The organism is Anaerotignum sp. (assembly GCF_017483025.1).
Classification (GTDB): domain Bacteria; phylum Bacillota; class Clostridia; order Lachnospirales; family Anaerotignaceae; genus Anaerotignum_A.
In genome coordinates, this window is record NZ_JAFUMA010000012.1 from 1 (window position 1) to 15,076 (window position 15,076).

General features: G+C 42.1%; 7 protein-coding genes and 2 pseudogenes. 1 reads left to right on the forward strand and 8 read right to left on the reverse strand.

Translation table 11 applies throughout. The annotated features are described in order from the left end of the window. Positions 1–124 precede the first annotated feature (124 nt). Entirely contained in the window at positions 125–304 is a 180-nt protein-coding gene (locus IJ369_RS01190) for a hypothetical protein (RefSeq protein WP_290715054.1), read from the reverse strand. A gap of 145 nt (positions 305–449) precedes the next feature. Between IJ369_RS01190 and IJ369_RS01195 the strand changes: the two genes are divergently transcribed. Then, positions 450–767 (forward strand): helix-turn-helix domain-containing protein, encoded by a 318-nt coding sequence (locus tag IJ369_RS01195; RefSeq protein ID WP_290715056.1) that lies wholly within the window; start codon positions 450–452, stop codon positions 765–767. Positions 768–1,184: 417 nt separating this feature from the next. Here IJ369_RS01195 and IJ369_RS01200 read toward each other — a convergent pair. From IJ369_RS01200 to IJ369_RS01235, 7 genes and pseudogenes are all read right to left on the reverse strand, one after another. Further along, positions 1,185–3,071, reverse strand: a pseudogene (locus IJ369_RS01200) (helicase-related protein); the annotation flags it as partial. A 116-nt stretch (positions 3,072–3,187) separates the two neighbouring features. Next, a complete protein-coding gene (gene ltrA / locus IJ369_RS01205) occupies positions 3,188–5,113 on the reverse strand; it encodes a group II intron reverse transcriptase/maturase (RefSeq protein WP_290715058.1) in 1,926 nt (641 codons plus the stop codon). A gap of 735 nt (positions 5,114–5,848) precedes the next feature. Continuing rightward, positions 5,849–8,821 (reverse strand): annotated as a pseudogene (locus IJ369_RS10860) (helicase); the annotation flags it as partial. Between the two features lie 3,015 nt (positions 8,822–11,836). Next, positions 11,837–12,346, reverse strand: a complete 510-nt coding sequence (locus IJ369_RS01220) for a YodL domain-containing protein (RefSeq protein WP_290715060.1) — start codon at positions 12,344–12,346, stop codon at positions 11,837–11,839. A 137-nt stretch (positions 12,347–12,483) separates the two neighbouring features. Continuing rightward, positions 12,484–13,299, reverse strand: a complete 816-nt coding sequence (locus tag IJ369_RS01225; RefSeq protein ID WP_290715062.1) for a hypothetical protein — start codon at positions 13,297–13,299, stop codon at positions 12,484–12,486. Positions 13,300–13,335: 36 nt separating this feature from the next. Next, positions 13,336–14,265: a ParB/RepB/Spo0J family partition protein gene (locus tag IJ369_RS01230; RefSeq protein ID WP_290715065.1), complete on the reverse strand. Its 930-nt coding sequence runs from the start codon at positions 14,263–14,265 to the stop codon at positions 13,336–13,338. Then, positions 14,222–15,037: a ParA family protein gene (locus IJ369_RS01235; protein WP_290715069.1), complete on the reverse strand. Its 816-nt coding sequence runs from the start codon at positions 15,035–15,037 to the stop codon at positions 14,222–14,224. Before IJ369_RS01235 ends, IJ369_RS01230 begins: the two co-directional genes overlap by 44 nt. Positions 15,038–15,076: the final 39 nt, after the last annotated feature.

Genomic DNA, 15,076 nt, shown 5'->3' on the forward strand with positions numbered 1-15,076 from the left:
ATTCCGCTCTGCTCGAATGGCTAGATAGCTTCAATAAATCCTTACGGTGACTTTATTATGCGAAGTGATTTTTCATATATCTCCATTGCTGCAGTGGTTTTGGTGATTCACTTCGCATAATATTTTACTTTTCATAATCCACGCCACGAGCCATACCGGTGATGAATACGTTTAATCCATCAGAAATTGCTTTCAGGATCTCCTTTTCCAGAGCTTCTTTTACGACTGATTCAGAATGATCGAGTTTTTCAGGACGATGCCCGGTAAAACAACATCTGTGTAATCTTTTTTCGGCTTCAGTCATAGCTGCATCCCTCCTATGAAGCATTTTTTCAAGTGTAGCATATACGCTGATACCATGCAAATGCAATATAATATATAGTGCCTCTGTTTACTATAATTCAATATTAATTACCAGTAAAATATAGGAAAGAAGGAGGGGTGAGTACATGGATGTAAATCTGAAAATACGCCAGTTGATGGATGAACGTGGATGGAGCGAATATCGGCTGGCTAAAAACTGTGGCTTGCCGCAACCTACCTTCACAAGCATTTTTCGAAGGAATTCCATCCCATCTATTACCACATTAGAAAAAATCTGCACTGGTTTTGGCATTACATTGTCACAATTCTTTGCTGAGTGTGAAATGACCGAGCTGACGCCGGATCTTCAAGAAGTTTTTGATCACTGGGCGGCGCTTACATTAGAACAAAGAGAAGCAATACTAATGATGATGCGACTGTTACATAACAAAAATCAAAAATAACTACTCGAATGCTTAGTTTTGGGTAGTTATTTTTTTGCAAAAAAAGAAAACCCATCGTTGATGATGGGTTTTCTTTGGATTTGGAAAGATGAATAATGACTGTGGCATTACATTATCATCATTGTTCATTATCAATGCTTTCGGTGATTCTGTCAAGGATTGCATAATATGGCTGTTTTTTTAATAACTGCAAAAATAAAATGACCGATTTGTTGAAATCACAAATTTGGTACTATATAATAATCATATAGTTCGTAAATCATTTGAGGAACCACTCCTCTTATGAAAACACAACAAAATTCTTTTTTTTCTTTTTTATGAAAAGCAGCCCGAAAGGGCTGTTTTTTTGTTCTTTCAAAAAATGGCGAGGGGAAAGAACTCCCTCGCCAATTGATAAATTACTTCTTTTGTTTGGACTCAGCTAACCATAGCCGGCGCTTTATCTGCATCAGTGATGTTCAGTAAAGCATTCAGCTCGATCAGTCTGGCCTGTTTTTCTTTCAGTTCTTCTTCTTTCTGGAATGGCTTCTGAACTTCAACCTTCGCATTCTCCAGCTGTTCCTGATAATATACCAGGTTCTTTTCAGCATTGGAGAGATATGTATACATATCACCCAGAGAATGTTCCAGTCGGATCATATCACCGACAGGATTGCTCTTGATCTCAGTAGCATGGGAGAGGGCACCTTTCAGCACCATTTTATAGGTGTAGAAGTCTTCTGTGACTAGAAGTTTAAAGCCCATGAATTCACCGATCGCTACCGGTTCAGTCAGATCCAGTTTCTTTTGTTTTGCAGTCATACAGTATTCGCGAATGATGGTACCCGCTTCATTCCTGTTATCGAAGGTATTTTTCCCAAGCTTGATACTGAATTTTTCAGCAGACCCAGCCTTGTGCTCTTCATACAGTGCCACATCGGCTTTATATCCCTCGATCAGATTTTCCAATCTCCTGATCTGGTTCGGGAAGTTAAAGGAAATATCGTCCTCCAGACGGTATTTCTGGCTAGTGAAGTTACCTTTCAGCAGTTTCAAACGAGCGACCTGCACATCCAGATCCATCTTTTCTTTGATCAATGGATTACCGGTTGCCAAAGCTTTGACTTCTGCGTAGTTCAGAGTCGCTTCATCAATATCTTCTGCAGAACGAACAGGGGATTTATCGGTCATGATCTGGCTGATGAACCGCTGTTTATTCTCGATGATCTGCCAGCTGTAGCTGTCAAAAGTATTCTCCGTGATATAACGGAAAATCTTTACGGAATCGTTCATGTTCCCCTGACGCAGGATTCTACCTTCGCGTTGCTCGATATCAGAAGGCCTCCAGGGAACGTCCAAATGATGCAGTGCAACCAATCTGTTCTGTACATTGGTCCCTGCGCCCATTTTTGCTGTGGAACCCAGCAGGAACCGTACTCGGCCCATGCGTACCTTGGCGAATAACTTCGATTTTTTGATATCGGTATTCGCGTCATGGATAAAGGCGATCTCGTCTTCCGGTACTCCCGCAGCGATCAGTTTGCTGCGGATATCATCGTAAACATTGAACATACCTTTATTCTTTGGCGTAGACAAGTCGCAGAAGATCAGCTGTGCCCCGCGCTGGGTCTTTGTTTCGTTCCATAACTGCAGTGCATTTGTTACACAGGAGTTGACCTTAGAATGTTCGTTCTCAAAGTATGCATCATCAATCAATCGCTGGTCGAGGGCTAATTTTCTGCCGTCGTTTGTCACCTTCAGCATATTATCGGAAGAGGAGTCCACACATCCGTTACGGATCTTTTCGGCGCGTTCACCTAGTTCCAGAACCAGCTCCCGCTGCAGGTCACTGGGCTTCAGCAGTACATCAACATATTCCGGTTTAGGCCGAGGCAGGTCGAGCATTTCCGCAGTCTGGATATCGGCACATTCCTTGAACAGGGAAATCAGTTCAGGCAGGTTATAGAACCGAGAAAAACGGGTCTTTGCCTGATACCCGGTACCTTCTGGTGCCAGTTCAACAACGGTTCTGGTCTCGCCAAAGGTTGAAGCCCAGCTGTCAAAGTGTCCCAGACCCATACTAATCAGGGTATCATACTGCAGATACCGCATATTGGTATAAAGCTCGGTCATACTATTGCTCAGCGGTGTGCCGGTAGCAAAAGTAACGCCTCTGCCGCCGGTGATCTCATCCAGGTACTGGCATTTATTGAACATGTCCGTGGACTTCTTCGCTTCCGTCGTTGCAACCCCAGCTACATTGCTCATTTTTGTGTAGCAAAAGAATGGTGATAGGTAACTCTTTGAGATAATCGCCAAGTTTTCCCCCACCTCACACCGTGCATGCACCTTTCAGCGCACACGGCGTTCCATCAGATTGATGTACTTTCTTTTGATTTCGATACATCTGTATTCTCACAAATACAGCGTACATGTAAATTTCACGGTTTTAATTTTTCTCTATATTTTTGAATTTTAGCCACCGTCTTTGTATCCAATTCGGGTGGTATTGGGCTATTGTGTACCATACGATGACATGATGCACATAGCCATGCCAAATTTTGCACTTTGTTGATTCTTTCGATAGGAAGTTTATTGTCGACATGATGACAGTGCTTTGGAACTAATTCCGAAAAATACTTTCCACAGCACCTACATTTTCCTTTGTCCCTGTTATAGGCATACTCCCGATTCATAAAGTATTCAAAATTCGCTTTCCATCCCATTCCTTTGGCATATGCAGAAAGAGCAATGTCTTCTGGTGTGTTGATAGAAGGTCTATCACAGGGTAACGGCTTATGCTTACTTCTATAGTTCACGTATCGTTTTCGTCCTTCTGCTGTATAGGGTGTCATTCTCTGATCAAATGGTTTGCTTTCATATTTACTTTGCGTAATAAAAGCATATGTAATACCAAACCATTTCCCTTCAATTTCTATAGCAAAAGTTTTACTGTCATATCCTGCGTGTCTATGGGGCAAATTACATAGTTCCTTTAAGGGAATTTGCATCTGATTATATTGTTTCGGATACATGTTCTTCCATACTGCTAAAGCCGTGTTGTTTACTCGGCGGTCTATTGCACGATATGCATGGGAACAAATAGATGGTTGTAAATATTGTGCCAGTCCCATAATAATAGAATTTACATATTGAATTTGTGCAGCCTTTCTGTTTAGCTGGGAATACCATTCTATTTTTCTAATTTCTTCTTGGAGATTATGGATTTTCTTTGTTAATCTTTCCATATCAGGAAATGGCTTTCCAACTAAATACTCGTTCCATGTTGAAGGATTAGGCGTTTTCCGCTTTCGTTCAGCTTTAACAATATAGCCGAGGAAATGTATTCCGTCTTTTCTCAAATCAGTTACATAAGTCTTTTCCTGTGACAATTCCAACTTCATGCGATATTTGAAATACTTCGTTAATTCATTCTTTAATCGATATGCCTCTTTTTCTGTTGCTGTTAGTATTACCCAATCATCCGCATAACGGAAGTTATATTTTGGGGTAATACCAGACCATTTCAACCGTCGGGTATCATTACCTTTATGTTTGCATCGGCGATGCGGCTCAACATAACAGCGTCCAATGTACCAATCAAAGTCATTTAGGTACACATTTGATAATAACGGAGATAAAATACCTCCTTGCGGTGTACCCATTATCGTTGTATAGTACAAATCTTGGTCAATATATCCCGCTTTTAGCATTTGACTAATAATTTTCAGAACTCTCTTGTCATGAATACCAATTCTCCAGAGTTTCTTCAACAGCAGACGATGATTGATGTTATCGAAACAACCTTTAATATCTCCTTCTACCGCCCATACTGGCTGGTCTTTAGATTTCACGCTAGCATTGATAACATTTACAATATCTCTGATTGCATGTTTCTGCGCTCGATATGGTCGAAACCCATAACTATGCGGGTAAAACCTTGCTTCGCATATAGGTTCCAGAATTAGTCGCATACATTCCTGTATAATCCTGTCTAGTACAGTAGGGATTCCCAGAGGACGCATTTTACCATTTGCCTTTTTAATGTATTTTCTTCGGGCTGGTTTCGGTTTATAGCAATGAAAATTAGATTGAATCAACTGTAATAGTTCTTCTTTTGGCATTTGTAAGTATCTATCCATCTTAATCATATCCACACCAGCAGTTTTACTGCCCTTATTGGACTTGATGTTATGAATAGCTGTCACAATGGTTATTTCATTATTCATTGCTTCCAGCAATCCAGTAAATGAAGCACCCTGACCTGACTTTTCATAAAGAAAGTCTTGGAATTGCTTCAGTTCTGCTTCTGATGAAAATCTGACGTTTAAATGCAAAAGGCTTTCACCTCTCAGTTCGTCACCCATCTTTCAGGGAGTTATTCGATTTTATTTTTGTGAAATTTACAAATCAATCTGACTCGTGCCCTTCGCCGAGGAGTATTTCAACTCCGTGTGATTGGAGTTACCCAATCGCGGACTACTATGGCACGGCTGACTTCCTGTATTCTTCATCGTACTGCAACACTCCAAATACAGGCTCTCAAACGTTCCCAAATCTTTATCCTTATTGGTCAATAGACCATTGAAACCCTTAGGCTGCTACCTTACACCGGGAGAATCTAACTACACTTTGAATCACAGTTGCTGTGTAGTTCCATATAAATATTTCATTTCATAGGGTGTATGCAGAAAAACCAGCTACACACACTTTCTCCAATTTTCATCCTTTCAGATGCCGCATACTCTTACGATGCTGCATAGCTTTCCCTAACGGGTAGCCATAGGTTTCGGAAGCCCGCACCATTATTATCCATGCCTTTCGGTTTAGGTTTTCAGGTTACGACTTCACCACGCTTTGCACTCCTTCTATTTACAGATAGATGGAGCACAGTGGAGTATTAGCTCTCGTACTGTCTACGGTTCGACTGACCGCTGTGGGATAATAACTCCCTTTCGACATTGATTCTGTACGGCAGAGGATTTTCACCTCTAAATTCAAGATTTGAGTTCTCTACAATTTTTCCTTGATATATCAAGTGCAATCGTATGGTGCGTTTCATCATAGTTGTCAGCCATGACTTATGCACAACGTTTCGCACGATTTTTGAAATAATGTGCTTCATCCACCATCAGACGGTCAACGCCCAATTCTTCAAAAGTAACAATGTTATCCTTTTTGCTCTGGTCATTCAGTTTCTTCAGCTTCACTTCCAAAGATTTTCTTGTTTTCTCCATCTGCTTGATAGTATAGTTTTCGCTTTTTGCCGCCTTTGCTTCTCTGATACCTTCAATAATTTCTGAAATCTGACTTTCCAAAATATGCTGCTGTCGTTCTACGCTGACAGGAATTTTCTCCAACTGACTATGCCCGATGATGACTGCATCATACTCCCCTGTGGCAATCCTGCCGCAGAATTTTCTACGATTTTTTGTTTCAAAATCCTTCTTCGTTGCAACAAGGATATTTGCCGCAGGATATAATTGCAGCCATTCTGCACCGAACTGTTCTGTGATATGATTTGGCACGACTACCAAAGTTTTCGCACACAGTCCCAATCGCTTGCTCTCCATGGCTGCGGCTACCATCTCAAAGGTTTTGCCTGCTCCTACTTCATGGGCAAGTAATGTATTTCCACCGTACATAATGTGGGCGATAGCATTGATCTGATGTTTTCTCAGGGTGATTTCAGGGTTGATACCGGAGAACCGGATATGACTGCCGTCATACTCACGGGGGCGAATAGAATTGAAACGCTCGTTATACAGCGTCACCAATTGTTCCCTCCTGTCGACATCTTTCCATACCCAATCTTTGAACGCCTGCTTGATGAGTTCCTGTTTGCTCTGGGCAATGGCGGTTTCTTTTTTGTTCAGAATGCGCCTTTCGTTCCCGTCAGCATCAACAAGTTTATCAAAAATACGGACATCCCTCTGGTTCAGAGTATCTTCGATGATTTTGTAGGCATTGATCCGTTTTGTACCATAGGTGTTTTCGCTTTTGACATTCCCTCGGTCATAACTTTTCGCCGTCACATTCCACTCGCCCGTATGCCTGGAATACAAAACCTTGATCTTTGGTCTGACATAATAAGGCGTATCCAACAATTCATAAGTAAACTGCTGCGCCACATCCGCAGGCAGCCAAGTGGAACCCAGTCTTACGCTGATCTCACTGGCTTTCAAATCTTCTGGCTGTACCTGCTGTAATGCTTCAACATTCCCTTTTAGCACATCTACCAGCGTTGCATCTGCCGAAAACAGTTCTTCCATCTGCTGATATTTCTTCAGTTTCTGACGTACATTTCCAGAAAGGAAATCATCGGCTGTGCGATAGGTATATACATCTTTAGAAAAACCGCCATAATCTCGGAATACAACGCCTGTCAATTCAGAGAATAATGTTTCCTCATCCCTTCCTGTCAGACTGGACATAAGCCCCATATCCACACAGGCCCGTTCTGCAAGGGATACTGCCAAGGCTTCGCTGGCGGTATCTACCCTCTCCACCTTTACGTTGGGTTTGATGGTACGTTTGGAAAACATATCCGCCTTCCGTTTCAGATTTCCCTGTTCATCCAGAATTTCCAGAGAGCAAAGCAAGGGATAACTGCTGTCTTGCGAAAAAGCCATGTTATTGCCACGGCTGTTCAGCAACCCATACTGCTTGGAGAAAGCATCGTACAGATCATTCAGTGTCTTTTGTTCTTCCAAAATATCCTTATCCGGATATTCCTCTGTCTGATATTCAATCAGCCTTCTGACACTATCACGGATGCCGATCATCCCTCGGATACGGCTTTCTGCTGTTGCCGAAACATTAGCAGGATACATACGGCTGTTCTCACGAAAATAAATCTCGCCGTCCACCAATGCGTAACTGAAGTTACGGATGGTCGGATCTGCAGGGATGGACTGGTCTTGCTCCTCATCCAGAATCTCATCAAACTCATATTCATTGACTTCGCCGTGGATATGGGTAATGGCTTCTGTCAGCTGCTCTCCCAAGCCAGCATCAGGGAAAGGGTTACAAGTTGTAACCTTTTCCCCGCCATACAGTCCTTCGTGATATGCCATTTCCCCCAGTACCATTTCAGGATGGTCAAGGAAATACTGGTTCATGGGAATGTCGTTTTCATTTTGCCCCAGATGCACCCAATCAGGCTCTATGTCGATGATACGATCACGTTTCTGAAGGAAAAGAATATCTGCCGTTACCTCTGTACCAGCATTTGCCTGAAATGCTGTATTTGGCAATCTGATTGCACCCAACAAATCGGCTCTCTGAGCGATGTACTTACGCACAGAGGAGTTCTTCTTGTCCATGGTACCTTTACTCGTTACAAAGGCAATCACGCCCCCAGGACGCACCTTATCGATGGTCTTAGCAAAGAAATAATCATGGATGAGAAAGTTATGCTTATCGTATTTTCTATCCGGTACTTTATAACTACCAAAAGGGACATTCCCCACCGCCACATCAAAAAAGCTGTCTGGGAGATTTGTTTCTTCAAATCCACAAACAGCAATGTTGTTTTTCTGATAAAGTTGTTTTGCAATTCTGCCTGTAATGCTGTCCAGTTCCACACCGTACAGGTTGCTTTCCTGCATACTCTCAGGCAGCATACCAAAGAAGTTGCCTGTACCGCAGGCAGGCTCCAGAATATTCCCTCGGCGAAAACCCATGTTTTCGATTGCCTGATACATGGCACGGATCACAACAGGAGAAGTATAATGGGCATTCAGTACAGAACCTCTGGCAGAAACATATTCGTCTGGTGTCAAAAGCCCCTGCAGTTCCCGGTACTCATTTGCCCAGGAAGAATTGTTTTCTTCAAACACCTGTGGCAAACCTCCCCAGCCAACATACTTGGAAAGGAGTTCCTGTTCCTCTGGTGTGGCAAAGCGATTTTCCTGTTCAATCTGACGCAGGGTACGGATGGCTTCGATATTATTTCTGCATTTTTCTCTATCGCTTCCAACACCCAAGTTATCACTGGTAATACAGAAGTTTAATTTCTCACCTTCCGGCTGTTGTTCAACTTTTTCTTCCTTCTTTGGAACAGTGATTTCAGGCAAAGAAATTTCTTCTTCCTGCACTTCTTCTTTTTCTTCCTGAACAGGATATGGACTTTCGTTTCTGGTACCAATCAACGCATAAGTGCCATTGTCATAGGAAATCAGTTCTTCAAGGATTTCTTTCTTCCTCCCATAACCCTTATCAAAGTCAGCAATATTATCCAGTACCGCAGTCATATCAGAAATCAGCTTCTGCACCTGTTCCTGATCGTCCAGAATTGTACGAATGATGTCAATAGAATCATTCCAATACGTTCCTTTAGGAAATGGTCTGGGAGTGCCTTCCGGTACTCTATCAAAAAACGAAGTTACCTTTCTGGCTAATACCCTTTTTTCATATTCGGGATAATAGTCCAATTCAGACTGGCTCATGTAGCGATTTTCTTCGATCAGTTTTTCGATTCTCCTTGCCACCTGTGTCCAAGATAACTTGACCTTATCATAGGGGCGTCCGATAGTTCCACGGCTATATTCAAAACCCTTACTGCCATGGTCTACATTATCCCCCATAGACGCCATGCCACCAGTACCAAATTCTTCTTTCAAAAATTCTGCCTTTTCTTTTTCCGTATGCGGATTAGAGAAAAATGTATAGATGCGATATTTCCCATTTTCGATACCACTGCCTCTGCGGATCAGCAGTGCGTCAATCTCATCGTCAGAAATAAATTTCTTTTCTTCACCGAAAGTAAAGGCTTCATTCGCTTTGAACGGTTCAGGTATATATAACAAATCCAACACCTTTTCATGAACATCCTCCGGATCATGGATAATGCGAAAAGGCGGAGGATAATTCTGCATCAGCATTCCTGCTTCGCTGATATTTTCCGCAAGGCTTTCTACCCATTCATCATCTTTCAGTTTCTCGATTGTTTCATTCACGAACTGCTCAAAACTCATACCCTGTGTTTCGATCATTTTGTATTGTGCAGGAACATTCCGCAGTTCTTCACGGTAAAGATAATTTACATTGACTGCCACATCCCTCAGTTCCCAATCTCTGACCTGATTCAATTCTTCCTGCGGCATAAACTGCCCAATCGTCAGCAATTCCCGAATACGGGTAGCCACCTGTTTCCATGTGATCAAAAGCGATGTTTGGGAACGCTCCACACTGTTCCCTCTTGCAATATGGATGCCGTCAAAATCATATCTGGCAGTTACTTTTTCTTCACCAATGATAAAGCCTTTGCCGTCATTCCCGAATTCTTCCCGCAGAAATGCTACATCTCTTTCCAGGCCTTTATTTTTCTGAAACCACGCACAAATACGAAGTCTAGTGTCTCGCTTATTGCTGCCGCTGGTCAGAACTTCGTCGATCACTTGCTGAGAAAGAGTAAATGCAGGGTTCGGAGGTTCTTTCACTTGCTTCGCCTGTTCCTCCGTTTCCACACCGAATAAGGACATCTGCTCTACCACTGGTTTCAGCACTGGCAAGGGCTGTGCCGGGAAATACAGATTCCTTTCAATCAGATTCGCTACATATTCCTGTACGATGCCCCAAGAAAAAAAGGACTCTTCCTCTCTGGACAGATAACTGCCCTTCCAAGTCAGAAGTCCCTTTTCTTCTTTTTTATAACCTACTCGCCGTCCATCCAGTACAAGCAGTTCTGTATAGGCATCGCCATAAATACCTTTCATATATTCCGCCCGCTGATCCATATCCGTATGTTCTCTGAAATACTGGATCACATCGCTGCGTTTTACCTTCAGATGCTGCTCATTGCAAAACAGTTCGTTCAGTAATTCTTCATTGAGGAAGGGCGGTAATGTTTTTTCTTCATTACCGCCCTTTAGAGAAGGAGTTAGCTGTAAATCAGGTCGTTGAGGGTCTGCTCCTCTGCGGCCTGACGGATATTGTTCATCATTCCTACCCATTTCATCTGATCCTTGGCTTTCATTTCTTCGGTCAGTCCTGCTTTCTGGGCCATCTGTTTCGTCAGTTCTTCCATCTGCCTCTGGACTGTCTGTTCGATTTCCGCCAGATGTTCCATCAGTTTTCCTGTCAGGATCAGTGTTGAGTAATATGCTTTCTTGTGGTTCTTCAGATATGCTTTCCGCATCCGTCCGTATTTCCCGATGTTCGGCTGATCTGCTGTCAGTGTCAGTTCCGGCAGCTGGTAATCGCCCATCTGTCTGTAAGTGATGTCCATACTCGACGCCCCTTTCTATATCAATCTTTTCTTCTACTCTTTCAACTTCATTATCTCTGGTGATTTCATTTTCTGCAAATTTTTTGCCAGTTCTTTTTTCTTCCCGCAGCATTCCTTTTACAGTGCTTTCGATTTCTCTCAATACCATTTCAGAAATATCACTGGATGCAGTTCCAAGAACGGTAATGGTTTCCACTGTGTTGAAGTTGAAAATCTGCATGAAATCATCATGGTTCAGATATTCTGAAGCATCATAGCCACAACGGGTTAGCAGCATATATCCAATGGAACTCTCCAACATCTGACGAAAGGCGACCTGTACGCTCAATCCATCCAGATCTTCCAGAAAGCTATGCTCTTTCACATCCATCAGATTTTCCAGATAATCTGTAAAATGATCATCCGCAGCATTTTTCGCCGTAGAAAGCAAAATAGATGGAATATCACTTCCATCTACCATACCAAAACTATTCGTCAATGTTTCTGCAACGCTTTCCTGAAAATGCTGCTGTATCTGCCACAAGTGAACCTCGTTTCCGTAATGGCTGAATGTATCCGCCATATCGAATACATACCGCAAACACAGTTTTTCCTTTGTATCATCAATCAAAGCAATCCCTTTGGAACCTCTAATGATCCATCTTTTGAATCGCTTGTTCCACATATCAATGGGAGCGCAGGCTGTAGCATTTGGACGCTGGGCATAGATCAGCACCTGGTCATGGAAAGAATATTTGTAGTTATTCCCCGCCGTTCTGAGAAATGCTGTCCAATTCTGAGGATTGGTTGTCAGATTCTTGGTTGACCGTTCCATCAAAGGGATAATGTCTTTCAGTTTCGATGCCAAACATATCCCTCCTTATCCTCTTTCTTTTTCTATGTTCACTTTTTTCTTCTTCTCTGTTCCCAAAAACTTTGGAACTTCTTTGAACCCAAAATCATCAATGTAAAATGCTTTTTTCTCGCCATTCCAGTTCAAAACCACCACATCACTGACAGACAAAGAGTGCATCTTTCTTCCAAAAGGTCTTTCATCCCTGTTATGCTTGATAAACAGCCCTGCCAGGTCTGCCTCCGGAGAAAGCATCGCCTGATATACCTTCTGATAATCTGATGCCTGAAAATATTTCTTCGCTGAATCGTAGGAACGAAAAGCATAGGGTGTCAGTTCCAGATTTTTGATCTGATAAATTTCATAGGTGTCTACTTTATCCCCTTCTCTGGGATGCTCTGGTGCATATATCGCTCCTGCCTGTTCCATATTCTCTGCAAACTGGCAGATATGATAAACCGCATTTCCAATCTGTGCATGATAGTCATCTATGTATTCACAGGGCAAAATCTGTCGTTCTCCTTCAAAAGTGGTCAAAATAATATTGGCTCCATCCGGCACAGAAAAATATGTATTGTATTTAGCATCGATAAACCGAATTTCCCGATTTCCTTCCTCATTCGGAAATGCTAAGACACCTTTTATGATTTGAGGATTGAAATTGCTCATTCACATCACCGTTCCTTTTCTTCCTGCTTTCTATTTCTGTTTTGCTTTAATTTCCGCTGAAACTGAAATTTACTTTGGGCACGCTCCTTAAAAATCGAAATTATACTTTCACGAGAATCAGAATAGTTTCCCCAGTAATAATTCTTTTCTCCATCCTTATCATTGACAGGGGTACGCTCCCAAGTAACATAGCGTGAGGGAGCTTTTTCATTCTCTGCCATAACGTATTCCACATCTCTCACCTGTACTCTGGCGATGATGGAATAGGACTGGTTGACTTCCTTCTCACTGGAAAAACTTCCGTTTTCCAATTCCAATACATGGCTCCCATTATGAGCCATTTTGACCCGAACTGGCATCAAAGGAATCCCCTGAATTAAATCTGGTATCATCACATAGGTTGCATCTTTTCCCATATAACCTGCAGATAATGCGGATAAATCCAGATAGTGCATTTCCTTTCCTGCAACGTAGTATTGGTATAGCTTTCCTTTTACAGGATACATGACACTCATTACAGGGTCTTTGATATGACCACTTATCATTTCGGTCTTTTCCAATACTGCTTTATCATAATATTCCTGCGGATCAGCTGCGGCATGATGCCAACCAAATAAAGAACCACAAAGCAATGCTTCTTTCTGCGCTGGCGTAATACTATACTTTCGATTGAGGAAATCTGCCATTTCCATATTTTTTCTTCTGTTTCCAACATCATAATCTGTTTTGAAATAGCCCTTTTCATATTGCTTCACCAAAACCAGTTCTCCAGTTTCCTGCAATGTTGTAAAACAGAACAACGGTATCTCATTCCGTTTCATATTTCCCTCCAAATAAAAAAGCCGCTATCTTAGCGGTCATCTTGCTTCTCTCTGCTGCTTTAGTCTTTCTGTTTTCTCCAACAAATCCAATGCCTTGTTGATGCGGTCTTTGATCTGCTGTGGTGTCATAGTTTTTGGAAACCTTTTTCGTACCCAATTTCCATCCAGTGTGATTTTATGTTCTAAGGGCTTTTCCTGATTTAGAATAACCGTCACAATATCTGCATTGAAACGCCCCTCTTTGCTGTAATGCCGTAAATCCTGTGCCTGTTTGATGGAAGGGAATACCTCATCCGTATCAATCACATCATACAAAATCCGCTGTTCTTCTTTCGTCAGATAGGATAATTCTACCGCAGGACGAAAAGAGATTTTCTTTTCATCGACCAGTTCCAGAAGGTCAGGGGTAAGTTCTGTCAGACGGATATAGCGATAAATTTGATCCTTGCTTTCTCCAAGCTGTTCACCTAAACTCTCTGCCGACAACTTCTTCGCCAATGGCGAAGAAGTTAAATCTGAGCGTTCTCCCTGCCTTTTCATAGCATCCAGTTTCAGTTTATATGCAAAAGCCTTTTCACTGGGTAACAGTTCTTCTCTTTGCAAGTTAGAATCCACCATCAGAATAATAGCTTCATCATCCGTCAGATTTTTTATGATAATCGGCATCTGTTCTAATCCTGCCAGTTCAGATGCTCTTTTTCGGCGATTTCCAGCCAGCAGTTCATATCCGCCATTTTCCAATGGTCTTACGATACCAGGAGATAATACACCACTCTGCTTGACACTTTCTGTCATTTCCTGCATTGCTGCATCATCATTCACTTTGAAGGGGTGATTTCTGGGTGTATGCAGTTCCACAAGAGGAAGATATACGATTTTATCCACACTTTCTTCCACAGACTGTGAACCCATGTTAAACAAATCATCGTATGAGGTCATTTTTATTTCTTTTGCGGGACTTTTCATTGCCTAACACCTCCTTCGTAAATCTTTCATAGGCTAAAGCAGCATTGCCATTTTTGTCATATTCATAAATGCTTTTTCCCAATACACTTGCTTCTGCTACTCTGATCGACGCCGGAATCTGGTTGGTAAATACAGAAATATTTTTCCCATAACTTTCTCGGATCAACGAGGCGATTTCCTTACAGAAATTTGTTCGGTTATCCACCATTGTCATCAGAATACCGTCAATTTGAAGATTTGGATTGATCTGACGTTTTACTTTACCAATAGTCTTTATAAGTTGCTGCAAGCCTCTGGTAGGCAAGTATTGTGCTTCAACTGGAATGATAACACTGTCTGCCGCAGCTAAGGCATTGATCGTCAGCATCCCTAATGACGGCATACAATCAATCAGCACATAATCATAATTTTCTTTCACCTGATTGATATACTGGCGTAACACCAGTTCCCTACTCATCATATTTACTAGTGTTACCTCTACACCAGAAAGTTCTATATTTGACGGCATCAGGTCAATCTTTTCTTCATGGTGCAGAATCCCAAATGCAGGATCAATCGGTTCATCAGAAATCACTTTACTGAACACATCCGAAAGTGTAATTGAAATCTCATCCGCAGGAACAAAACCCAAACTTTCTGTCAGGCTTCCCTGAGCATCACAGTCAATCAGGAGCACCTTGTTTCCCTGCCGGGCAAGGCCTATGCCAAGATTAACTGTCGTTGTTGTTTTGCCGACGCCGCCCTTCTGGTTTGCAATCGCTATCGTTTTCATTTACAGCACTCTCCTCTTTCTTGCAATAAAAAAACAGAA

Excerpts from the sequence above, each read along its gene's own strand:
- IJ369_RS01225 (WP_290715062.1), bottom strand. The coding sequence starts at position 13,299 with ATGAAACGGAATGAGATACCGTTGTTCTGTTTTACAACATTGCAGGAA.
- IJ369_RS01195 (WP_290715056.1), top strand. The coding sequence starts at position 450 with ATGGATGTAAATCTGAAAATACGCCAGTTGATGGATGAACGTGGATGG.
- IJ369_RS01235 (WP_290715069.1), bottom strand. The coding sequence starts at position 15,037 with ATGAAAACGATAGCGATTGCAAACCAGAAGGGCGGCGTCGGCAAAACA.
- IJ369_RS01190 (WP_290715054.1), bottom strand. The coding sequence starts at position 304 with ATGACTGAAGCCGAAAAAAGATTACACAGATGTTGTTTTACCGGGCAT.
- ltrA (WP_290715058.1), bottom strand. The coding sequence starts at position 5,113 with ATGGGTGACGAACTGAGAGGTGAAAGCCTTTTGCATTTAAACGTCAGA.
- IJ369_RS01230 (WP_290715065.1), bottom strand. The coding sequence starts at position 14,265 with ATGAAAAGTCCCGCAAAAGAAATAAAAATGACCTCATACGATGATTTG.